Source organism: Tardiphaga sp. 709, from assembly GCF_032401055.1.
Classification (GTDB): domain Bacteria; phylum Pseudomonadota; class Alphaproteobacteria; order Rhizobiales; family Xanthobacteraceae; genus Tardiphaga.
Genome location: NZ_CP135529.1, coordinates 2351829 through 2373685, shown reverse-complemented (window position 1 = coordinate 2373685; position 21857 = coordinate 2351829). Strand labels below are relative to the sequence as shown.

Annotated in this window: 17 protein-coding genes and 5 pseudogenes; 8 read left to right on the top strand and 14 right to left on the bottom strand. The window is 59.2% G+C overall.

The genetic code is table 11. From position 1 onward, the window contains the following. Positions 1-3: 3 nt before the first annotated feature. From RSO67_RS11755 to mdcA, 7 genes and pseudogenes are all read right to left on the bottom strand, one after another. Positions 4-924: an acyltransferase domain-containing protein gene (locus RSO67_RS11755; protein ID WP_315843609.1), complete on the bottom strand. Its 921-nt coding sequence runs from the start codon at positions 922-924 to the stop codon at positions 4-6. Continuing rightward, positions 924-1771 (bottom strand): annotated as a pseudogene (mdcB, locus tag RSO67_RS11750) (triphosphoribosyl-dephospho-CoA synthase MdcB). Before mdcB ends, RSO67_RS11755 begins: the two are co-directional and overlap by 1 nt. After that, positions 1768-2415: a malonate decarboxylase holo-[acyl-carrier-protein] synthase gene (mdcG, locus tag RSO67_RS11745; protein WP_315843608.1), complete on the bottom strand. Its 648-nt coding sequence runs from the start codon at positions 2413-2415 to the stop codon at positions 1768-1770. Before mdcG ends, mdcB begins: the two are co-directional and overlap by 4 nt. Continuing rightward, positions 2408-3148 carry a biotin-independent malonate decarboxylase subunit gamma gene (locus RSO67_RS11740; RefSeq protein WP_315843607.1) on the bottom strand — a complete coding sequence of 247 codons (741 nt, stop codon included), beginning with the start codon at positions 3146-3148 and terminating at the stop codon, positions 2408-2410. Before RSO67_RS11740 ends, mdcG begins: the two co-directional genes overlap by 8 nt. Further along, on the bottom strand, positions 3135-4052 hold the full coding sequence (locus RSO67_RS11735; protein ID WP_315843606.1) for a biotin-independent malonate decarboxylase subunit beta: 918 nt from the start codon (positions 4050-4052) through the stop codon (positions 3135-3137). Before RSO67_RS11735 ends, RSO67_RS11740 begins: the two co-directional genes overlap by 14 nt. Next, the gene (gene mdcC / locus RSO67_RS11730; protein ID WP_315843605.1) at positions 4049-4366 is read right to left on the bottom strand and encodes a malonate decarboxylase acyl carrier protein; all 318 of its coding nucleotides are present in this window, start codon (positions 4364-4366) and stop codon (positions 4049-4051) included. The genes RSO67_RS11735 and mdcC overlap by 4 nt, the downstream gene beginning before the upstream one ends. 9 nt (positions 4367-4375) lie before the next feature. Continuing rightward, positions 4376-6023 (bottom strand): annotated as a pseudogene (mdcA, locus tag RSO67_RS11725) (malonate decarboxylase subunit alpha). 200 nt (positions 6024-6223) lie between these two features. Between mdcA and RSO67_RS11720 the strand changes: the two are divergent. The 3 genes and pseudogenes from RSO67_RS11720 to RSO67_RS11710 all read left to right on the top strand — a co-directional run. Beyond that, positions 6224-6343 (top strand): annotated as a pseudogene (locus RSO67_RS11720) (malonate transporter subunit MadL); the annotation flags it as partial. Positions 6344-6378: 35 nt separating this feature from the next. Continuing rightward, positions 6379-7084: pseudogene (gene madM, locus RSO67_RS11715) on the top strand (malonate transporter subunit MadM). Then, complete coding sequence (locus RSO67_RS11710; RefSeq protein ID WP_315843604.1) at positions 7085-7771, top strand: GntR family transcriptional regulator; 687 nt, start codon at positions 7085-7087, stop codon at positions 7769-7771. Between the two features lie 395 nt (positions 7772-8166). Here the strand turns inward: RSO67_RS11710 and RSO67_RS11705 are convergent, their stop codons facing one another. Further along, positions 8167-9060, bottom strand: coding sequence for a LysR family transcriptional regulator (locus RSO67_RS11705; RefSeq protein WP_315843603.1), 894 nt, complete (start codon positions 9058-9060; stop codon positions 8167-8169). Positions 9061-9128: 68 nt separating this feature from the next. Beyond that, a complete protein-coding gene (locus tag RSO67_RS11700) occupies positions 9129-10160 on the bottom strand; it encodes a molybdopterin-dependent oxidoreductase (RefSeq protein WP_315843602.1) in 1032 nt (343 codons plus the stop codon). 248 nt (positions 10161-10408) lie between these two features. On the opposite strand from RSO67_RS11700, the gene RSO67_RS11695 reads away from it, so the two are divergent. The 3 genes and pseudogenes from RSO67_RS11695 to RSO67_RS11685 all read left to right on the top strand — a co-directional run bounded on the left by RSO67_RS11695 (position 10409) and on the right by RSO67_RS11685 (position 13379). After that, positions 10409-11731 (top strand): CmpA/NrtA family ABC transporter substrate-binding protein, encoded by a 1323-nt coding sequence (locus tag RSO67_RS11695; RefSeq protein WP_315843601.1) that lies wholly within the window; start codon positions 10409-10411, stop codon positions 11729-11731. 2 nt (positions 11732-11733) lie between these two features. Then, positions 11734-12575, top strand: a pseudogene (locus RSO67_RS11690) (ABC transporter permease). 3 nt (positions 12576-12578) lie between these two features. Beyond that, positions 12579-13379, top strand: a complete 801-nt coding sequence (locus tag RSO67_RS11685; protein WP_315843600.1) for an ABC transporter ATP-binding protein — start codon at positions 12579-12581, stop codon at positions 13377-13379. Positions 13380-14004: 625 nt separating this feature from the next. Here RSO67_RS11685 and RSO67_RS11680 read toward each other — a convergent pair. After that, positions 14005-14976: a tripartite tricarboxylate transporter substrate binding protein gene (locus RSO67_RS11680; RefSeq protein ID WP_315843599.1), complete on the bottom strand. Its 972-nt coding sequence runs from the start codon at positions 14974-14976 to the stop codon at positions 14005-14007. Between the two features lie 221 nt (positions 14977-15197). On the opposite strand from RSO67_RS11680, the gene RSO67_RS11675 reads away from it, so the two are divergent. Beyond that, positions 15198-15473, top strand: a complete 276-nt coding sequence (locus RSO67_RS11675) for a cupin domain-containing protein (protein WP_315843598.1) — start codon at positions 15198-15200, stop codon at positions 15471-15473. 70 nt (positions 15474-15543) lie between these two features. Here RSO67_RS11675 and RSO67_RS11670 read toward each other — a convergent pair whose 3' ends face one another. Both RSO67_RS11670 and RSO67_RS11665 read right to left on the bottom strand, forming a co-directional pair. Beyond that, on the bottom strand, positions 15544-15936 hold the full coding sequence (locus RSO67_RS11670) for a tautomerase family protein (protein ID WP_315843597.1): 393 nt from the start codon (positions 15934-15936) through the stop codon (positions 15544-15546). A 115-nt stretch (positions 15937-16051) separates the two neighbouring features. Continuing rightward, positions 16052-17002: a LysR substrate-binding domain-containing protein gene (locus RSO67_RS11665; RefSeq protein ID WP_315843596.1), complete on the bottom strand. Its 951-nt coding sequence runs from the start codon at positions 17000-17002 to the stop codon at positions 16052-16054. 11 nt (positions 17003-17013) lie between these two features. Between RSO67_RS11665 and RSO67_RS11660 the strand changes: the two genes are divergently transcribed. After that, complete coding sequence (locus RSO67_RS11660) at positions 17014-18153, top strand: nitronate monooxygenase (RefSeq protein ID WP_315843595.1); 1140 nt, start codon at positions 17014-17016, stop codon at positions 18151-18153. A 261-nt stretch (positions 18154-18414) separates the two neighbouring features. Here the strand turns inward: RSO67_RS11660 and RSO67_RS11655 are convergent, their stop codons facing one another. Both RSO67_RS11655 and RSO67_RS11650 read right to left on the bottom strand, forming a co-directional pair. After that, entirely contained in the window at positions 18415-20097 is a 1683-nt protein-coding gene (locus tag RSO67_RS11655) for a methyl-accepting chemotaxis protein (RefSeq protein WP_315843594.1), read from the bottom strand. 343 nt (positions 20098-20440) lie between these two features. After that, positions 20441-21793 (bottom strand): MFS transporter, encoded by a 1353-nt coding sequence (locus RSO67_RS11650; RefSeq protein ID WP_315843593.1) that lies wholly within the window; start codon positions 21791-21793, stop codon positions 20441-20443. Positions 21794-21857 lie beyond the last annotated feature (64 nt).

Below are 21857 nucleotides of genomic sequence, written 5' to 3'. Positions count from 1 at the left end.
TGGCTACCGGGAAGCAATCCAGTTCCGGAGCCCGTCCAGCGTTCGAAATCCGTCGGCCGAGTAGCACCGGATTGACGGCATCAAGGTGTGCATCATGTCGGCGAGGGCATGTCCCGGGCCAAGATCCAACACACTGTCTGTCCCCAATTCCACTAGAGCTTGGAGGGTCGTCGCCCATTCGACAGGGCGCGCAATCTGGCTCGCCAGTTTGGCCATCGCATCCGTTTCGGAAAATATGCGCTCTCCATCGGTTCCAGCCAACAAGATGCGGTTGCTTGCGACGGGCGAATGCCGGCTCGAGTCCAGCGCTTGCCGGAAGGGCTCGCAGGCCGGCTCGAGTTGTGCGGTGTGCGACGCGACCTTCACCGCCAGAAGTCCGGCACGCGGCGCACCTTCGGCTGTCGCCTCATGGCAGAGATCGGTCACGTCGCGCTCGGTGCCGCCCACCACGAAAAGAGCGCCGGGGTTCGTGATGGCGATAGCGCAGTGGTGCTTGTCAAGCAGGCGTTGCAACGTGTTCCGATCAAGCCCGCGGACATATCCCAGGCGTCCATTCTTCCCCGCGGCGCTGTCCATCAGACGGGCGCGGATATCCGTGAGCCGCAGGACTTCGTCCGGGCCCCAAATTCCCGCAATGCTCCACGCAGCCATTTCGCCCACGCTATAGCCAGTGACGGCGGTTTGCTCCGAAAGCAGGTCTGCCACGCAGGCATGGGTTGCGAGAGCTGCCGTCACGGACAATAACTGGCTGACGTGATTGGTTGAGAGGTCATCGGCGTCTCGCGTCCGGATCAGCTCGCGGGGGTCGTGGCCGAGACAGGCAGTTGCGGCGACAAGAATTGGCTCCGCGGCCGGTTGATTGGCGACCAGGTCGAAAATCTCTGGCGACAAGCTCCCTTGACCACCGCAGAGCAGCGCCAGCATCACGCGTCCAGCCGATCGACGAACATGGCCATGGCGAGCAGATCCGCCGAGCCTCCGGGGCTCAAGCCACGCGTCATAAACGCTTTGTGAACGTCGAGCGCCCGCGTGCGCCAGCCTAAATATCGGATGCTTCCCGACGCGAGGAATGCGGCCGCACAGGCTTGCGCAAACTGCAAGCCCTCCGCTCCTCCGCGATGCAGCAGGTTGGTATCCACCACCGTCGCGATCAGCGTCATACAAGCGTGAACGCGAACCGCTTCTGCGTCGTGAAGAGCGATCTGGCGCCCGGCATGCAAGGCAGGAATGGCGATGCGGTAGACCGATGGGAAACCGCAAGCTGCCTCTGTCCTCGCACCCCCGGCGCCGTAGCGCCGCGCCGCAACGGCGCCATGGCTACGGAGAGACACCGGGTCCGACAGGATGGCGTCGCCCCAGCGCTCGGAGATCAATCTGCCGAGCGGCTTGCGGACGCCGACCGCGTTCCGGTATCCGGCTGCGGCGCAGAGCAGACCCAGGCCGAAGATCGCACCGCGATGCGTATTGATGCCGCCCGTCGTAGCGAGCATCGCGCGCTCCGCCATGACCCCAATCGCGCGCAAGCGATCCATCCCAGCGTCCGCAGCGCCGGCGGCCGCCAACTCCCGAAAAAAGGAGTCAGGGTATCGGCACTTCGGCAGAGCAGTTCGGCATCCATATCGCTGTGCGAGCCGTTGTCGACATGGCTGACAAGGCCTGGCTTCGGAAAGGTCTGGACTTCGAGTTTCAGGCAAAGCCTCGCCAGATCGCCAAGCTCCGCGGCATGGTCCTCAATTCCGGGCGACAATTGCCGTTTCAGTGCAACACTCATGGGAGCGTTCCGGAAAGAAATGCCGCCCTGGTCATGCTGCGGACGCCATCAGTTGCTTTCACGAGGATTTCGCCCCGCTCATCGCCCGTCAGTTCGCGCCATTGCACGCCGCCCGCCGCCCCGATGATTTCTCCATCGAGCCTCACAGGCGCCTCGCGCGCGATCTGGGCAATGTCCGACGGCAGTGTGTTCGCCCGCCGAGCGGACGACAATGGCCACAGCAGGTCGAGGTCCGAACCATCCGAAATGTATGGCAGGCCGGTGAGGTGCTGCCACGCGAGGCTGCCGAATGTGCGGGTCTCTGGCAGCAGACGGAGCAGCCGATCGATGGTCTCGTGCCAGTCCCCGGGCGCTGTCGCTGCCGCGTCCCCTAGCAACGGAGGCGGGGCCTGCTCGATGATCTCGCCCGGTGCGAGCGCGACCGCGATCCGCCGCTTGCCGTACAAAGGCGGCAACGGCAGACCGAGCGGAATCATCCCTGGGCAATCGCTGCAATGCGGCCGGCGGACGACGAGGGGACGTCCCGCGCGCACCCAACTCTCGATGATCGGCTGCCGAGCGAGGTCCGGATGCCGCGCCATCATGGCGGTCCAGGCGGCCGTCGACGGCTTCACCATCGTATGACGACCGAGAGGCTCAACCATGTCGCGACTCCCGATGCGAGTTCACCGCAAGAGTGATAACCCGAGCGGAGATGCCGGCCGCTTTTCGCCGCCCGCCGCGCTCCGCGCCGAGCCGATCGCGGTCATCCGGTCCGGCCGGCTGCTCCAGTATCGCGGCGAGTTGAGTCGCCAACGGAGCGCCCGCGTCCCAAACGATATGAATGCCGCCGGTCTGCACCATATTGTCGAGACCTGGAGCAAAGACCGGTGTCGCTTTCGCTTTCGCTTGCAGGACGTCGATCGGAAGCTTGGTGACCCGTGCCATCGAGGGCAGATCCATCACCGCGGGATGCGCCCCCGGAAGGGCCACCAGCATGCCGGTGGCGAGCGCCGTGGCGATGAACGCGCCGGCCGCGCTGCCGCCGTAGAGCAAGCCGACGGTGCGATGCCCCTCGGCATCCGCCAATCGCAGCACCTTGGCGAGGTGGGCAAGATATTCGCTGAGCCCGAGCAACTCGTCGCGTCTGCTCATGCGCTGGCTGGCGGAGTCCACCAGCAGCAAAATCGGAGCGCGGTCCGCCGACCTGATGATCTCGATGACGCGCTCTGCCAGGACAATCGCCTCGTCTACGCCGAGCGGCAATCCCTGGGCGATGCCCAGCACGTGGATCGGTCTCTCTCCAACCAGCATGGCCTTTCCGGCTATGGTGCCGCAACTCGTCCTGAGACTGCTCCCGTTCGGAAACAGCCCGGTCAAGATTTCATCGAGCGTCATCGGCGTCCTCCCTCTTGTCCGCGGTGCGCCGAAGAAATTCGTCGGTCGGAAGCCCGGGAATTTCCGTCGGGGCGCCGATGCCGATGGTCTGCCAAATCTCCACCGCGTCCTCGGCTTTGCCGAAGCGTTCCAACCGTCGTTCGAGGCGCTTTTGCTCTGCTTCAAGGGTGGCGAGATCGTACCGTCTTTCGATCCGGCGTGCTTCGATGGCCGCCTGGCGAAACGCCAAGGCCTCGTCATCGACGAATATGTCGGCGCCGCCGATCAGGTACCGATGCTTGCCGCCCATGGTGCGCCACACGAGGGCGCGGTCGCGCGAGTCGAATTCTTCGACGCCCTTGTTGGTTTCGATGACCTCGGGGCCGCTGACGCTGATCCGGCCGTGCTCCGATACGATCAGGCTCGAACACGTCCCGGCGATCAGACTGCCGCCGCCGTAGCATCCGGCGCGCCCCCCGATCAGCCCGATCACGCGGACGCCTGCCTGCCGGGCCTCAATGACCGCGCGCATGATTTCCGCAATGGCAAGCTCGCCGGCATTCGCCTCCTGGAGACGCACGCCGCCCGTGTCGAACAGGATCAGCACGTCCAGATCGAGCGCGCGCGCGGCACGCAATAATCCGGTCAGTTTTGCGCCATGGACTTCACCGAAGGCGCCTCCCATGAACCGTCCTTCCTGCGCGGCGACGAGCACCGAGGCTCCGTCCAGGCGGCAGCGGCCGATGACGATGCCGTCGTCGAATTGCTGCGGAAGATCGAAAATCGCGAGATGGGGGCTCGTTTCGCGCTGTTCCGGGCCGATGAATTCATGGAAGCTGCCGGCATCCGCGAGAGCCTCGATGCGCTGGCGGGCGCTCGCCTCGTACCAGCTCTGCGCGCTGGTTTTGGTTGTCGCGGCCATCATGCTTCGGGCTCCTCGATCATGCGGATGCCCTGGGCCAGACGCAGGGCGACAGTGTCGGGCCGGGCTCCGCCATCGTTGACGGAAATGCGAAGGCCGCCGGCGGCGCGACGGGCCACGAAGTCGCGGACCACCGCTTCCCACACGGCACCAAATCCATGAGCCGCTGTGGCGATGTCGATCGTACAGACGTCGGGTGGCGAGGCTCGCTCCAGCAAGACCTCGAGATTGCCCGATGCGACGACGCCGACGATCGCCTGGGCACGGGTGCCTGCCGCGCGCTTCGCTGCGCTCAATTTGAAGCTGAGTGTCTCCATGCGTTGTCCTCACCAGTTACGGAAGCGGCTGGGCGGCCGGTAGAGTCCGCCGGACGCCAGCATGAGATCCTTGATCGAGCGAGCCGCCAGCAGGCGGCGATCGGCGTCGAGCGGGTCGATGCCGAGGTCTTCGGGACGCCGGATGACGCCGCGCTCCCGTAGCCGCTGGACCATTTTCGGATCGCGTGCCCGACCGATATCCGTGTATCCGGCGACGCCGCGTATCGCCTGCTCGCGCTCGTCTTTGTTCCGGCACAGCAGCAGATTGGCTATGCCCTCTTCGGTAACGATATGCGTGACGTCGTCGGAGTAGACCATCACCGGCGCAAGATCGAGCTTGAGCTCGCGCGCCAGCTCGAGCGCATCCAGACGCTCGACAAACAGCGGGACGTTGCGGTCGCCGAAGGTTTCGCCGATCTGCACCACGAGCTTGCGGCCGCGGCGCAGTGGAGCCGCGGAGTCGGGGTCGGCCTCCGCGCCGGCCTTGAGCCAGGGTTCGCTTGGGTGACGGCGGCCGCGTGGATCGGAGCCCATGTTGGGCGCGCCGCCGAACCCGGCAATGCGATTTGTCGTCACTGTCGAGCTATGGCCCTCGAGATCGATCTGGAGCGTCGATCCTATGAACATGTCGCAGGCATAGAGGCCGGCGGTTTGGCACAGGGCGCGATTGGATCGCAGTGACCCGTCGGGGCCTGTGAAGAAGACGTCGGGTCGCGCGGCGACATAGTCTTCCATCCCGACCTCCGATCCAAAGCAGTGAATTTGTTCGATCCACCCGGATCTCGATGGCCGGAATGAGCGTCGGATGCGGATTGAGCGCAAAGTGGGTGCAAATCTTGCCCTTGAGGCCGAGCCGCTCGCCATATGTTGGTAGCAGCAGCTCGATTGCTGCGGTGTTGAAGCCGATTCCGTGATTGAGGCGACGCACGCCGTAGGGCGCGTAGATTCCCTTGATAGCGAGCATCGCCGTCAGGATCTGGGTCTCGGTGATGGCCGCCGGGTCGCGCGTGAACAGTGGTTCGACGTAGAACGGCTTGCCTGCTTCGACAACGAAATGGACGAGGTCGCCGGGGATATCGACGCGCGGCACCTTGTCGACGATCTCGGCCACTTGGGCCACCACGAGACCATTCTTGTAGCTCGTCGCCTCGACGACGGTCGGAGTGTCTTCCGTATTGGGCCCGGTATAGAGGTTGCCATCCTTGTCGGCGCTCACCGCAGCGATCAAAGCCACGTGCGGAGTGAGATCGATGAAATAGCGGGCGAACAGCTCCAGGTAGGTGTGCACGGCGCCAAGCTCGATCCTGCGGCCGAACAGCATCCGCGCAATGCGTGCCGACTGCGGGCCCGAATAGGAAAAGTCGAGCCGGCGCGCGATGCCCTTGTCGAAGATGTCGAGATGGGCAGGCAGAACAACGCCCGACTGGACCATGTGAAGATCGTGAACCTCCGCAGGGTCGAGGTCGACGAGTGCCGAGGCGAGGAGGTCGGCCTGTTTTTGATTGTCTCCCTCGATGCAGACCCGGTCACCGGTTCTGATCACCGCCTTCAGGAATTCGGAAAGTTTCGAAATCGGGACGGTCTTTCCCGAGGCGTGCTGTCTGCCGGCCGCTAGGCGCTCCGCCAAAATCCTCTTTTGCATACCCCATTCGCTCATTTTCGCTCCTCGGCATGCGGATGCTGGGTTCGGATCGCTCTATGTATTCATATTGCGCTAGAAAGTCAATTAACGTATACGTAATAAGCCAATTTGAAATAATATGCATGCACGCAAGGGGATTTTAGATGATTATGCATACATCAACTCCAGCGCGACATGCGGAACGCGCTCAATCAAGGAGGGAGCAGCCGTGACCCATCTCAGGTGTTGCTCTGCTTTCCATTTGCACATTGCTGGGTAGTCTCCTGGGCGATCTGCTCGGGGTGGCGCTCGGGGTTAAGGCCAACGTCCGCGGCGTCGGCATCGCGATGATGTTCTCGCCGCAAATTCGCTTCTCACCGCGTTCGCCGCTGTGGGGATCCTCATGTGGATTTCCGGAGCAATCTCGAAATATCTCACCTTCGGGCGCATTCACGCGTCGGCGATCGCGATCATGTTGGGGCTTGCGCTGGCCTTTTGTGAGGGCGTTGCCACCGAAGGTGAGAAGGGCGTGGCCGACCTGCCGGCGTTGGCCGGCATCGGCTGATGGGAGGGGCGATGCCGCGAGATTTCGCGATCGTTGCCACGGCATTCGAGCTCGATGCCGTTCATGCACGCAAGGCTGGGGTGATCGGCGCTGTCGCGCTCGGGTTGGGAACCATCGTTCCCTTCATTCTCGGCGTTCTCGTTGCCGCGGCGTTCGGCTATACCGATGCCGTCTCGCTGACGACCATCGGTGCTGGCGCTGTCACGTATATCGTTGGACCAGTGACGGGAGCGGCCTTGGGGCGCCTTCGCCGGTTATTGCGCTCTCAATCGCTACAGGTGTATTCAAGGCTGTCATCGTCATGATTGGAACGCCGTTCGTGGCGAAGGTGATCGGCCTCAACAATCCACGCAGCGCAATGGTGTTCGGTGGATTGACGGGGACGGTCAGCGGAGTTTCGGAAGGTCTCGCCGCGACCGATCGGCGTCTGGTCCCCTACGGAGCGTTGACCGCGACATTCCACACCGGTCTGGGATGTCTGGTCGCTCCGTCTGTTCTCTATTTTGCGATGCGCGCGATCACAGGAAGCTGAATGACGGGTTTGTTCAAAATCGCTGCCGAATCCGAAGAGGATGGCGGCCTTCTGTCCGACCGCATTCGAAACGCGCTGACCGACGAGATCGCGTCCGGCACGCTCGCTGCCGGTTCGGCATTGGAAGAACAGCAGCTCGCTGATCGTTTTGGCGCCTCCCGCACACCCGTGCGGGAGGCGCTTCGCCAACTCGTGGTCAGCGGACTGGTGGAAGTACGCGGGCGCCGCGGCGTCGTTGTTGCCCGGATGACGCCCGAGCGCATTATGGACATGTTCGAGACAAGCGCCGAGGTTGAAGCGATGTGCGTGAGGCTTGCGACCTACCGCATGACCCCGCTCGAGCGCAGCCATCTGATCGAGCTTCACGAGGCATCGCAGGCGATGGTCGAAGCAAACGATGTCGACGCCTATGATGCATTCAATCGCGAATTCCACGAGTGCATCTACCGCACGACCCACAATTCTTTCCTTGCCGAGCAGGCGCTGGATGTCCGTTCGCGGCTCAGCGCCTTTCGCCGGACTCAATTGCGCCAGGGCGACCGCATTCGTCGGTCTCGGGACGAGCATGAGGCCATCATGCAGGCCATAGCCGAAGGGGACGGCGATGCGGCAGCGCGCCGAATGCGAGCTCACATGTTGAATGCGGCTTCGGCACTCAAACGCTATATCGACGATCGCCTCGGCTGAGATGGCCGCGAAAGGATTTCCGGCTGGGCGCCCCGCCATTAAGCCGGCGCTGATCCGGTTGAGCCGTTTCGGCCTTCGGGAGAAGGTCTCGTCGGTCGCCGTGATGCTCGCGGTCAATGGCTACATCATGGGCCAAAACCTTGAATGTGAACGGTGTACATGAGCAGCTTGATCCGATTCAGTCGCTGCCGCCGCTTCCATCCATATGCTTCTTCGACGCGCGCCGCAGGTGGCCGCCGAATGCCTTCAGGCAGTAGACCCCTGGTCCCAAGAGTTTTTGTAGTAGGCGCGGACGATTTCTCTTAGCGGGCTCTGCTCTAGGTGTTAGAATCTCATCGGGTTCTCGATGGCAAGGCCGTCGGTGTTCATCTCGATCTCCCGTTTCAAAGCCGCAGTCAAATAGCCTGCAGAGCGTCCACATCTCTTTTAAACAGATTCACGATATGCTTCGTGACGATCCGTATGCGCGCGAGAAACTCCAGATCCTCATGGACGCTCAAATACACGTCACGGAAGATCTGGATTTCGTCGGAGAGAATCGGAATCAGGGCGCCGTTCTTCCTGGCTGAAAACAGCGGCAAAAGCCCGATACCGACCCCAGCGGCTACGGCATTTTGCTGAGCGTGCATGCTTGACGATCTGAATGCAACGGACGTTGGATCGAGAACATCCAACAACCAGCGCACCGGCTGGATCGCCACCAAGTCCTCCACATAGTCTACGAAGGTGTGGCTCGCCAGCGCGTCGCGATTTTCCGGCACCCCATGCTTGAAGATGTAGTCTTGGCTTGCGAATAGAGCGAGCCTAAAGGAGCCGACCTTCTTGACGACCAACCGCTGTCCCGTAGGGGGCACGAAGCTGATGAAGATATCGGCTTCGCGCTTGGTTAGATTTATCAAATGCCGTTCGGTAATTAGTTCGATAACCAATCCTGGCTGCTCATTGCGCAGTTCTACGAGACGCTCGGCAAGAAACCATGCACCGATTCCTTCCATAGTCGCGACCCGCACCCGGCCACTGGCCGACGCATCTCCTGTACCGAGAAGCGTGGGCACATTGCCAGCTTCCTGCTCGATCCGCTCGGCTATCGCGAGAAGGCGGTGACCTTGCTCGGTCAGGACAAAGCCATCTGTCTTGCGATCGAAAAGCTTTACCGAGAGATCTTTTTCCAGCTCAGAGATGCGGCGGCTGACGGTCGTGTGATCGACGCGCAGACGCCGCGCGGCAAGCGCGAGCCGGTTCTGCCGGGCGAGCTCCAAGAAAAAAACGAGATCATTCCAGTTGAACACTGAGCTATGCGCCGTGCGAGTGAAAGCCGCGCTCAATTTGACCCATACTCGCTCGATTTCACAGCAAATTATTGTCGCAACGCAGTATCGCCGTGGGGTTGTTCCCCCACCACGATTTCAATTGAGTACACAGCGTTTCGGCGACCTTCCCCTGGCTGCACGACTCCCGCCATGCTCGTCGCCTTCGACGCCAGTTTGTACAGACCTGCCGCCGAAGGGCGCCATTCGTATCGAAATCTTCGCCAAGCGTGACCCGCTTGCGGCTCCAGCGCGGCCTCTTCCCAACCTCGTCCGCCGTCCGTAGAGACAAGCACCCGGTCCACACCTTCGTCGCCCCACGCCCATCCCCAGACGTTGATCGCATTGTGAGGTGTCAGATTTGCTTCCTCGGGTGACGGGGAAACGATGACCGATTGCACGGCGGTTCGCCAAACAGGTAAGGTCCGATCTCCCGTCGCATCAGGATCGAGATACCAGCGCTTGGTAAAGGGGCTGTTAGCTCGGGTGTCCGCAAGAGTGAGGGTCTGCAGCCATTTCACGCTGTTCGTTCCATAGTATCCCGGCACGACCAACCGAACAGGAAAACCATGTTCGGCCAGAAGGGGGGCACCGTTCATTTCGTAGGCGAGCAAGGCATTTTGGTCGGCTTGCCCCAGCGGCAGGTCTTTGACGTAGTGCCCACATTCCACATTCCCGAATTCACCGCTATCAGCTCCTTGCGACCAGAGGTACTTAGCCTCGGGACGAACGCCAGCCATGGCGAGGATCGTCGATAAAGGTACCCCGCCCCAAACTACGTTGCACACCCGTTGAGACGGCTCATCGGGCCGCAATGGACTGCCGGCACATTGGTGAACGCTGGTGACTTGCTTCTTCTCGAAGCCGAGAAGATCATCCTGCGTGAGGATAATTGGACGCTCGACCAAGCCACCCACGTCGAGGCGCCAGCGAGCGGCAGACAATCGCGGAATGCCCATGTGGCATAGCACGATGGATTGCACCGTCGGTGTGATCCTGTCTGTGAGATCGTGCGGCTTCGAAGGCAGTCGGCCAAAGAAACCGCGATGGTGATATTCGACATCAGGAACGTTAGCGGCCACAGGCAAATCCTACTCAGGTTGGTTGCGATGCAGCAAACATGGCGGGGCCACCCGACATGCGTGATGATCGCGAGATTGCTGATCACGGAAGCAGCGATGCGAGCAATACTTGGGCGTAGATTGCTTAAGCCTTGCGCTTAGTTTGAAAACGCGAATTTGCGCAAGCCTTCGTGCAGAATTCGGGAGTGGAGGCCCAACGAAGAGCTGCTACGCCTGTGATACCAGATTAGATAGAGGGAGGCACGAGCATGACGAAGAATCTCCACTTGAGTAGCTGCAGGTGTGGATGCGCGGCTTTTGCGCCGTCCGAAGTCACGCAGACGCTCGACGCGGCCGTCAGCGATGCCGTCGAGGCCTCACTCATCACTGGACTGTTTCCGGAACCGCTGCTGCGGCGACAACTCTTGAAAACAGTTGGTGCGGCAACTCTCTTGGGCGCTCTGTCCAGTCTACTACCCCTCAACACGCTGAAGGCGATCGCTCAAGAGCGAAAGCCGCTGGAGAAGACAAAGCTCTCGGTTGGCTTCCTTCCTATCACCTGCGCCGTGCCGCTGATCTACGGCGAGAAACTTGGCTTCTACGGTAAAGAGGGTCTCGACGTCAGTCTTCAAAAGATCGCCGGCATCGCCCTCATCCGCGACAAGATGCTGAACGGCGAGCTCGATGTTTCGCAGCAGGTCATGCCGGTTCCGCTCACTATGACGGCGGGGCTTGGCGGCAACAAACAGTCAATCAAGGTTCTCACTATTCTCAATCAGAACGGCAATTCGCTCGTTCTCGCGATCAAGCACAAAGACAACCGAGACCCCAGGAATTGGAAGGGGTTCACGTTCGCCGTTCCGTTCGAGCAAAGTCACCAGACGCTTCAGCTGAAAAACTATCTCGCCGCAGCCGGTCTCGATCCAGACCAAGACGTCAAGTACCGGATCGTGCCCCCGACGGAGTACGTCTCGAGTCTGCGCGTAGGCAGCATCGACGGCTTCTTTGGCGGTGAGCCGGGCGGTCAGCGAGCGGTCTACGAAGGCGCCGGCTTCATCCATCTCATTTCGAAAGAAATTTGGGATGGCCATCCGTGCTGCTCCGTAACCGCTTCTGAAAGCTGGATCACGGCCAACCCTAACACTTTCATGGCGTTTTACCGCGCCATCGTTGCAGCCAGCCTCGTCGTCTCGAAACCGGAAGCTCGCACCGGAATGGCCGCCGTTCTGGCGCAACCTCAATATCTGAACGCACCCGAAATCGTTCTCGACCAAGTGCTGACCGGCAAGTATGCAGACGGTCTCGGCAATGTGAAGAACGATGCAGCGCGCGTCGACTATCAACCCTTCCCGAAGTATTCCGCGGCCGTCTGGCTGATGGTTCAGCTGCGGCGCTGGAATATGTTGAAGGAAGATGTCGACTATAAATCGCTTGCGGAGCAGGTGATGCTCGCCACCGATGCTTCGCGCATCATGCGTGAGCAGGGGGCGACCGCACCTAAAGTCGAATTCGGCAAAGAGATGATCTTGGGCAAGGAATTCGACTCTGCCAAACCGGAAGAATACCTCAAATCAGTGCGAAAATCTGGCTGATTATGGTACGCTCCTTTATCGCGGCACGACCTTGGATCGCAACCATCGCGATTTTCTGCCTTTTCATAGGCCTATGGCAAGTCGCCACCACACAAAGCCAATCGGCGAATACGCCCGACAGCGAATATGCGCGCCTGATGGGCGCCTCTGCCGGGCCTAAGAAAAGTCCACTCCCCACGCCTTACGACGTCGTTGAAAGAAGCGTCGAATTGGGCCGCACTTTCTTCGATAGCAGCAACCCGAACAACCTCGGTCTTGCGTGGCATATCCTCTATTCGATGGGGCGAGTGGCCGTAGGATTCTTTTTGCATTGATTGTGGCGATTCCGTTGGGATTTCTGCTGGGATTGGTGCCCTATTTCGGCAGTGCACTGAATCCGTTCATTCAGATTTTGAAGCCCATCTCACCCCTGGCTTGGATGCCGCTCGCCCTCTACACGCTGAAGGACAGCGGCGCGGCGATGATCTTCATCATCTTTATCTGCGCTATCTGGCCCATGCTTATCAATACCGCGGCAGGCGCGGCGGCCGTCCGTGCGGAATGGACCAACGTCTCACGCGTGTTCGGACTCCGGCCCATTGAGCACGTCCGCAATGTCGTGCTGCCTGCAAGTGTTCCAATGATCCTCACGGGCATTCGCGTATCAATCGGCGTGGCCTGGTTCGTCATCGTAGCGGCCGAAATGGTAGGTGCACAAAGCGGCATAGGCTACTTCATCTGGAACGAATGGAATAACCTTCAGATCAGCAGTATGGTCGTTGCGATCGTCCTCATCGGCTTGATCGGGCTTTTGCTCGATCAGGGCCTGAAGAAAATTGGCGATGCATTCAGTTATCGGGAATAGACCATGAGCGCGATATCGATCCAGGACGTCTCGGTATCATTCCAGGGTAAGCGAGGTGCCACTTTCTCGGCGCTCAGCAGCATATCTCTGGAGATTCGAAGCGGCGAGGTTGTGTGTCTGATTGGGCACTCCGGCTGTGGCAAGAGCACGCTGCTCAATACGATCGCAGGACTCCAAGCACCTACCTTGGGGCGCGTGATCTGCGGAGGAACAACAGTGACGGGACCCGGCCCCGACCGCGCGATGGTGTTTCAAAGTCATGCGCTCCTTCCTTGGAAAACATGCTTGCAGAACGTCGAAATGGGCGTCCGCCACGTACTCCGCGATATCGCTCCGGATGAAATCCGTGAACGCGCAATGGTCGCGTTGAACCTTGTTCACCTTGAGCACGCCCGAGACAAATATCCTGCCGAAATTTCCGGCGGAATGAAGCAGCGGGTGGGCATTGCCCGGGCCGTTGCCGTAAATCCGGGCGTTCTGTTGCTTGACGAACCCTTCGGCGCTCTGGACGCACTGACCAAAGCAAGCCTTCAAGACGAGTTGCTTCAGATTATCGAAAGAAGCAAATCGACCGTCGTAATGGTCACCCACGACATCGACGAAGCGATCTATCTGAGCGACCGGGTGGTCGCGATGACCAATGGACCGGATGCTCGGATCGGGGAAATCTTCGCCATCGAAGTGGAACGTCCTCGCAATCGTGTCGCCCTGACAAAGGATGCGAATGCCATCCGCAACCGCGAGGGGCTGATCAAATGTCTCCTGGATACGCAACGGCCTCGCACCAAACAGGTATCAGCCTGAAGGACCTACGCTGAGCCCATAATTCTGGCGCTCCGACCTATTGTCGGGAACAATGACGCATTCTTTCTACCGCGCGATCAGTACTGCGTCGCCGGCACGTGGACGACAAGCCGATCGCGATCATCGGATAGGCATATTTGGCAGATCGGACGACTGCCGAGGCGCCTTTCGGCGGCGACCAGACCTAGCATTTCAATCGCCTGTTCAGACGGCGCGCAGCGCTTCGCCTCAATAGTGCCCATCGCTGCCGCGGAGTGGGCTGACCATTCCCCGCAGTACTTCGCGCGGATCAGCGCCGGCAATTCCAACCCTTTGGGGCATCGGGCAGGCCTCGAAGCATTTACCACAAGGTGCAAGCCGAGGCGATGTCTTCCATCTTGGCGTCGAGCGCTTGGAGAAAGTTCATGGATCAATCTTTCTTTAGCGTTTCGGAGTCTCTGGACCCGACGCTAACGCCAGATCGGATCTCCCACATAGTTCCGAACACTTGGGCGAGCGCATTGAGATTGCCGATGTTCATAAACGCGTCCGATGCGGCCATTGACCGTGTCAATTGGCGCAGGATCCGGTGAGAGCAGTTCCAATTTTTGAATGGCATCGAACAGCAAGGTCTCCGGCCCGGTGACTATTCGACCTTCAGATTCGCGTCCTTGATCACTTTGGCCCACTTCGGGAGCTCCGCCTCGATCCGCCCTCTGAACTGCTCGGGAGAACTACCGACTGCGTCGAATCCCAGTTGTGCCATCTTTGATTTCACGTCGGGATCATCCATTGCAGCGACGATCTCCTTCTGAAGCAAGTCGATGATCGCTTTCGGCGTGCCCGCGGGCGCTAGGTAGCCTTGCATCGTGTCGGACTCCAAGCCGGAAAATCCCTGCTCGATTAGTGTCGGAACGTCGGGAAGCGCGGGCGAGCGAAGAGGTGTCGTCACCGCCAGCGCCCGGAGCTTTCCGTCCAGCACCTGCCCGACCGCTGGGGTCATGACTGTGAATCCGATCGGCGTATGCCCACCTAGCACGGACTGGATCGCCGGACTTGAGCCGGCGAAGGGGATATGAACCAGATCTAAACCTTGCGAAGCCTTAAGGACCTCGGCTGTCAAATGCGGAGCTGTGCCGGCGCCGCTCGACGCAAAACTGTATTTTCCAGGATTGGCTTTGACATAAGCGATGAGTTCTTGAACGTTTTTCGTCGGAAAGGAAGGATGGACGACCAGAATATTGGGCGTCAGAGCAGCAAGGGTGATCGGTTCGAAATCCTTGATTGGATGATAGGGCGCGCGTGCGTACAAACTGGGGTTTGCTACGAAACTGGAGGAAACCACCAGCAGGGTGTGACCGTCAGGCTTGGCGCGCGCAACGGCAGCCATGCCGATATTGCCACCTGCACCGCCCTGGTTTTCGATGTAAAATTGCTGTCCGAGTTTGGCGCTCATCCGCTGCGCCACAAGGCGGGCGAATACATCGGTCGGACCACCTGCTCCGAACGGCACAATAACCTTGACTTGACGAACTGGGTACTTGATCTCGTCGGTCAAAGCCGTTCCGCACAACAGAACCGCCGGTAGCAAAATCAGCATTGATTTAAGTGACATCATTGTCCTTCTCCAAACCGGGAAGGATGAACGATGACCCCTCAACTGATCAGATCAAGCACGAATTTCGCAAGGCGCCCTGCATCGATTCCCGCACGACCGGAATATAGTGCCTTGACGCCCGACCTACTGGCCGTGACTATTTTCTAAATACTGGAGCATGATGCAGCATGGCGGTTTCAGGGCCGAATTCGAATTATAGTGTCGCCAATATCGAGACAATCGTGAAAGGCACCGACGTCGTCGTTCGCGTGTTCACGCTCGAGCCGGGCAACCGAATCCCTTGGCATTATCATTCGGAAAGTCTGGATCATTACTTCGTACTTGAAGGAAACGTCTCGATAGAAACGCGAGGCGCGGAGCCGGACGTATCACTGAACGTTGGTGACCGTTACAAGATCGAGCCAGGCATCGCTCATACCGTTGCGAATACCAGTACCGCGACCTCGCGCTTTCTGCTCGTGCAAGGCGTCGGCCAGTACGACTGGCTCAAAGCATGAAATGGCTCGTCTGACGGGACCAGTTTGGACCCACGCCGGGCAGACCGTACATCGCTGTGAGCCTTCACGGCTAGGAAAGCTCACCGGTCAGAAACTGCGCGCGACCGAGGCCGAACGACCAATCGGCATCGCCATTTTCCACGAAGGAAACTATGATGTCGGAGCTCTCGATTCCGCAATCTTCCTTCAAATTTTCGCAGAGTATCTCGTAGAAGCGCTTCTTCTGCGCTTCAGGCCGCATCCGGGACGTCACTTCGACGAGCGTCACTTTGTTCGTTCGCTTGATGCCGAGGCCGGTATCTAGCAAAGTGAGAGTTCCCTCGCGGTATTCCGACACAAGCTGATATCGATCTCCCTCTGGCACCCCGAAGGCGGTAACGATGGCACGATGTGCGGCATCCAGCAGTCTTGAAATTTCCGGATCTGTTCGACCTAGGAGAATGTTGAACCGAAGTAGCGGCATTGTTTGACCCTTTCGTTCTTACGATGTTGCAAAAGCACGCGGAATAATCATTTGAAAGCGAGCAGCGTGTCGTGTTCGGCAATAGTCTTCAGGTGCGGTCCGAAGCGCTCGGGCTTCACAGGCTTGAGGAAAGCTTAGAGTTGTGTTTGACGACGCTATGACTGCCGCTGCCGGGCGGTTGATCGTTGTTGCTTGCTATGTTCGAACTCTCCAGCAGGATATCGCGGAAGGCCTGGAATGCCGGCGTCGCAAATCCGGGACGGCAGGCGAGATAGGTATCGACGGTCGTAAAAGGGGTCGTCTCGACTGCTACGTGACGCATCAGCTCGACCACACTTTTTGGCATGACGCTGATGCACGCGCCGGCGGCAGTGCATGCAAGCATGGCGTGATACGACTTGACCTCGTGGAAGGTCAGCCCAGCCGCCGTACCTCCGTTTTCCGTCAGCCAATTCTGCGCGAGCTCGCGATAGGTGCAACCCGGTGCAAAGGCCGCCAAAGCCCGCGGCTTTACATCTTGAGCGGTGCGAACCTCAGGATGGCCGGCCGGAGTCAACAGGACCAACTGCTCGCGGAAGACCGGGACCTTCTCCAGTGCATCGGGCGCGAGCCACCACTCGCCGGCAGGCACCGCGATCAAAGCGCAATCCAGACGATGTCCGAGGACCGCGTCTATCAAGGACCGGGTTGGTGCCGTTGAAAGATCGATCGCGACTTCGGGCCAAGCTTGATTGAAGCGGGTCAGCGGAGCCGGTAGCCGGCTGGCAACAGAACACTCCATCGACCCCACGCGAAGGGTGCCGGTCGGCCGGGTAGGATTGACCGCCTGTCGTGCTTCGTCGGCCAGATTAAGGATGCGCTCGGCGTAGTCGAGGTAGGTGGCGCCTTGCGGGGTCAGCAGCATGCGTTTCGTTTCTCGCTGAAAAAGCGAGACTCCGATTTCGGCTTCTAGCTGCTGGATTTTAGTTGTGACGTTGGAAGGAACGCGCCCTAGCCGTTCGGCGGCTTTAGTGACGCTTTGCTCACAAGCTACGGCCCGGAACACCTCCAAAAGAGCGATATCCATCAGATTCTCGATTGCAGAATATTGTTTTATGTGTATTCTTTATTTGTGAATATGTCAATTCAAGTCATGAGGGCGTCGTGTCACAATTCAATCCATCCAGCCTTTTCGGCTGGTCATCGCCGATCATCCAAGCCCCTATGGCAGGGGTCTCGACCCCGGAGCTTGCGGCGGCGGTGTCGAACGCGGGCAGCCTCGGCTCTATCGGGATCGGAGCAAGCTCCGTTGACGAGGCGCGCCAAATGATCGCGAAAACACGCTCACTCACGAACCGTGCGTTCAATGTGAACTTGTTCTGCCATGAACCTGCATTGCGCGACACGACGAAAGAAGCTGCATGGCTTCAGTTTCTGGCTCCGCTTTTTCAGGAGATGGAAACATCGGCTCCTACGAAGATCGATGAGATCTACAAAACGTTTCTTACGGATGAAGATGCTTTTCGGATGCTGCTTGATCATCCACCAGCCGTTGTCAGTTTCCATTTCGGTATTCCGACGGCGGATCGCATCGCCGCTTTCAGAGCTGCGGGAGTGAAGACCCTGGCAACCGCGACAAGTCTGAGAGAGGCCGCGTTGATCGAGGCCGCCGGAATAGATGGTATTGTCGCTCAAGGGGTTGAGGCTGGCGGACATCGCGGTGTTTTCGATCCGGACGCGGTCGATGAGCGTCTGAGTACCGCGGTCCTCGTGAGGCTTCTGGCCCGGCAGACGAAGCTGCCGATCATCGCCGCCGGCGGGATAATGGACGGCCAAGGCATCAGTGCCATGCTGGAGCTCGGCGCCGCAGGCGCACAGCTGGGGACCGCATTCGTCCTCTGTCCCGAATCGGCGGCCAACCCTGCTTATCGTCGCAGTCTGAAGGGTGAGAGAGCATACACCACGCGATTAACCTCCGTTCTTTCTGGAAGGCCAGCCCGCGGAATGGTCAACCGCTTTATTCTGCATGGCGAGTCGCTGGGTAGTCCGCTTCCGGCCTCCTATCCCGTCGCCTATGATGCCGCGAAGCGACTTGGTGCGGCAGCAGGGAAGAAAGATATTCATGAGTTCGCAGCTCAGTGGGCAGGGCAGGGTGCGCCCCTTGCCAGAGAAATGCCTGCGGCCGAGCTCATCAGTACGCTTTTAGACGAACTCTCGTCCATATCGATCCGGAGCTGACTGAACCTCCATGCGGACGACGATCGATACGCACTTCCGTTCGCAATCAAGCGGACGGGGGAACCGTCAAGGATCCCGACGTCATGATGAGTGGGGCCGCGAGCTATGAGTACGCGGCGACCCGCCAGCGGCGTCCTTTACGGACGGCGCATCGGGCAGTCGCGTCGCATAGATCGATTGGAATCTTCGATCGACGAGGCCGGTTCCGAAAGGTCTGCCCGCATCGCAAGACATCATCGCCTTGCATAGCGTGACGAAGTCTCACGCTGCGCGGACGCGTTCGAGGAAGCGGTCGACATCTTCTCTCAATATCTCCGAATGCTGGCCAAGCTCTCTGGCTGAGACCAGAACATGGCTTGCCGCTTTGCCAGTCTGATCAGCCGCATCGTGTACCCCCACGATATTGTGGGAGACTTGCTCAGTGCCATGGGAGATCTGCTGGACGCTGCGAGCGATCTCGCGAGTTGCGGCCCCTTGCTCCTCCACCGCGGACGCAATTGCGACTGCGATGTCGTTCATAGACGATATCGTGCCTCCGATGCCCTGTATGGCTTGCTCTGCATCACGCATCGCACCGCGCATTTCCAAAACGTGCGAAGAGATTTCTTCGGTCGCCTTGGCCGTCTGACTGGCCAGCGACTTCACCTCGCTTGCGACCACGGCAAACCCCTTGCCGGCCTCGCCAGCACGAGCGGCTTCGATCGTGGCATTAAGGGCCAGGAGATTGGTCTGGCTGGCTATGTCGCTAATCAGCTGCACGACATCACCGATCTTGGCCGTTGCGATTACGAGGCCCTGCACCGTCGAATTCGTGCGCTTCGCTTCCTCGACCGCCTCACCTGCGACTCTTGTCGAGCGGGTCACCTGGTTTCCAATCTCAGCTATTGAGGCTGATAGTTCTTCCGTAGCCGATGCGACAGCCTGAACGCTCGTGCTGGCCTCCTCGGCAGCCGACGCGACCACGCCGGACTGACAGCTCGCGGCCTTCGCAGTCTCCGACATTCCCTCGGAGGTACCGCACATGGTCGAAGCCGACCTCGACAACACGTCCAGCGATGAGCGAACACCTTGCTCGAATTCGGCTGCAAGCTTTTCGAGAAGATCCTTCCTCTCCGCCTGCGATTGAATCTGCAACGCATCCTGCTGCGCGCGCAAGCGGCTTGCCTCGTTCATCGCCTCTTTGAAGACGTGGACCGACCTCGCCATCGCCCCGATCTCATCTTTCCGCTTAATCGCCGGGATCGCAGACGTTGTATCGCCGCCTGCCAGATTTCGCATCATTACGGTAAGCTTTGATATCGGCTTGGTGATGCTGCGGCTCAACAACATCGAAATCATGACTACGAACATAAGTACGGCCGCGATGAACGCCGCTATCCGCTTCAGTTGGGCCATGAATATTTCATCGATGTCGTCCACATAGATGCCTCCGGCGATGGCCCAGTCATAGGGCTTGAACTCGGCGACATAGGCGATTTTGGGTAACGGCTCACCATTCCCAACGCGTGGAAAGCTGAAAGCAACGAAGCCGGAGCCGGCTGATCTGACCAAGTCGGTCTGGCGCCTGGCAAAGAGGACCCCATTTCCGTCGACGGCATCGTACATACTTTTGTTCTGCAGCTTCGGATTGGGGTGGGCGACCAGCACCGAATTCGCGTCGAGTGCATAGAAATAATCATCTTTTCCGAAGCGGAGCGATTGCAGAAGTTGTTTGCTCCGCTCCTTGGCGTCCGCTGCTGTAAGTCCCGCCTTGCGCGACGCTGAGTAATCCTGCTCGAGCGTCTGTTTCGCCAACATGACGAGCTGCTGGAGCTTATCCTTACGGTCCTCTAAAAGGCTACTCCGCAGTGTGGTCAGGCCTAGGCCTGCTACCAACACAATGCCCGCGATAGCAATGCCGACCATCAGCATGAGCTTCGATGAAATTCCGAATGAGAAAGGCATAGCTATATCCAAATCTAGAAATGCGTGTTGCTTTGACTGCATGCATTGTCTCGATACAGTATGAAAAATGCCTTTCTCCCTAGTCGTGGCATGATCGATTTGTTGTCTTATCGCGCCGACACGATCACGCGCATTGTGCATCATGATCCAAGATGATGGTCATCTTCAATGGAGATGGATCGGCAACTATACGTCTTGAGTTAGTCGCGGCGGCAAATCCGCACCACCTGAATGGCATCGTCACGTCAATGCTGAAAAGAGCGCGATAGTTGCCGGTATCATCAATGCAAGGCGCGCCGTCTCGGACAGACGGCGCGCCTGCTAACAATCAGTCGATCACGTTTCAGTCCGCCGTACGGGCCGACGCAACCGTCTCGCGGCTCACGGAGACGGCACGCCGTGGATCGCAGAGGAGATTTACGACCGCAGTTATGACGGCGATAGAGATCGGGTAAGCAAGGCCAGCATAGATGTTGCCCGTCCAGGCGACCAATGAGAGACTGATGAGTGGTACCAATCCGCCGAATATGCCTGTTCCGATATGGTAGGGTAGGGATAGAGATGTGTAACGCAGCCGCGCCGGAAACAGTTCGACCAGAAATGCTGCGTTGGGACCATAAACCATAGCGACAAACACCAGCTGCGCCACGATAAGCGCGGTCACAAGAATGAAGTTTTGTGAGGCGGCAGCGCTTGCGATTCCCATGTAGATCGGGACGTAAAGAACCGCCGCGAGAAACAACCCCGTTACCATCAGTGATTTTCGCCCGATCCGATCGGACATCGCGCCGCATGCGACGATCAGGGGCGTCCCAATGACCAGTGCGGAAGCGAGACAGATGTTCGCCGTGAGGAAATCGATCTTCAAGACGCTTTGGAGGAAGTAAAGCGCATAGAACTGGCCGGTGTACCAGACGCAACCCAATCCGGCGGTCGCGCCAAAAAGTGCGTACATCACAAAGCCGAGGTTCTCACGGTTTCCGAAGCTTTCTTTCACCGGCGATCGTGCCAGCTTCCCTTCGTGTCGCATTTTCTCGAAGATCGGCGACTCGCTCAGTTTCATCCGCAGATAGATTGAGAGGAAAACGAGCAGGAACGACAACAAGAACGGGATGCGCCATCCCCATTCCTTGAACGCAGCGTCACCGAGCGTGAGACGACATGTCAGCACGACCACAATGGCTACAAAGAAACCGACGGTCGCCGTGGTCTGAATGAAGCTGGTGAAGAATCCGCGACGGTTCGGAGGCGAGTGTTCGGCGACGTAGATCGCGGCGCCGCCGTATTCGCCGCCGATCGCAAGCCCCTGGATCAATCGCAGCAACACCAGGGTCACTGGTGCGAAGTATCCCGCTGTCTCGAAGGTCGGGAGCAGCCCTACGAGTGCTGTCGACACTCCCATCAGAATCAACGTCAGCAGGAACGTATGTTTCCGACCGAGTCGGTCGCCGAGACTGCCGAACAACAAAGCGCCCAGGGGGCGGACCAGAAACCCGGTCGCGAAGGTCGCAACGCTGATGAGCACTGCCGCAGTGGGCTCGTTCGCGGGATAGAACAGCGTCGAAAAGAAGATGGCGAGGCTGCCGTATAAATAGAAGTCGTACCATTCGATGATCGTGCCGGCACTCGATGCCAGAACTACCGTCCATATACCGGGTTCGTCTTTTGTGTTGGAACTTGCTGCGTTCAGGCTCATGTGATGCTCCATTGTCGAGTGTTGTAGGGGGTCTGATATCCGCCAAAGATCTAGCGTGCGGTCC

Coding starts and splice junctions, on each gene's coding strand:
- RSO67_RS11755 (WP_315843609.1), bottom strand. CDS start 924: ATGCTGGCGCTGCTCTGCGGTGGTCAAGGGAGCTTGTCGCCAGAGATT.
- mdcG (WP_315843608.1), bottom strand. CDS start 2,415: ATGGTTGAGCCTCTCGGTCGTCATACGATGGTGAAGCCGTCGACGGCC.
- RSO67_RS11740 (WP_315843607.1), bottom strand. CDS start 3,148: ATGACGCTCGATGAAATCTTGACCGGGCTGTTTCCGAACGGGAGCAGT.
- RSO67_RS11735 (WP_315843606.1), bottom strand. CDS start 4,052: ATGATGGCCGCGACAACCAAAACCAGCGCGCAGAGCTGGTACGAGGCG.
- mdcC (WP_315843605.1), bottom strand. CDS start 4,366: ATGGAGACACTCAGCTTCAAATTGAGCGCAGCGAAGCGCGCGGCAGGC.
- RSO67_RS11710 (WP_315843604.1), top strand. CDS start 7,085: ATGACGGGTTTGTTCAAAATCGCTGCCGAATCCGAAGAGGATGGCGGC.
- RSO67_RS11695 (WP_315843601.1), top strand. CDS start 10,409: ATGACGAAGAATCTCCACTTGAGTAGCTGCAGGTGTGGATGCGCGGCT.
- RSO67_RS11685 (WP_315843600.1), top strand. CDS start 12,579: ATGAGCGCGATATCGATCCAGGACGTCTCGGTATCATTCCAGGGTAAG.
- RSO67_RS11680 (WP_315843599.1), bottom strand. CDS start 14,976: ATGATGTCACTTAAATCAATGCTGATTTTGCTACCGGCGGTTCTGTTG.
- RSO67_RS11670 (WP_315843597.1), bottom strand. CDS start 15,936: ATGCCGCTACTTCGGTTCAACATTCTCCTAGGTCGAACAGATCCGGAA.
- RSO67_RS11665 (WP_315843596.1), bottom strand. CDS start 17,002: ATGGATATCGCTCTTTTGGAGGTGTTCCGGGCCGTAGCTTGTGAGCAA.
- RSO67_RS11655 (WP_315843594.1), bottom strand. CDS start 20,097: ATGCCTTTCTCATTCGGAATTTCATCGAAGCTCATGCTGATGGTCGGC.
- RSO67_RS11650 (WP_315843593.1), bottom strand. CDS start 21,793: ATGAGCCTGAACGCAGCAAGTTCCAACACAAAAGACGAACCCGGTATA.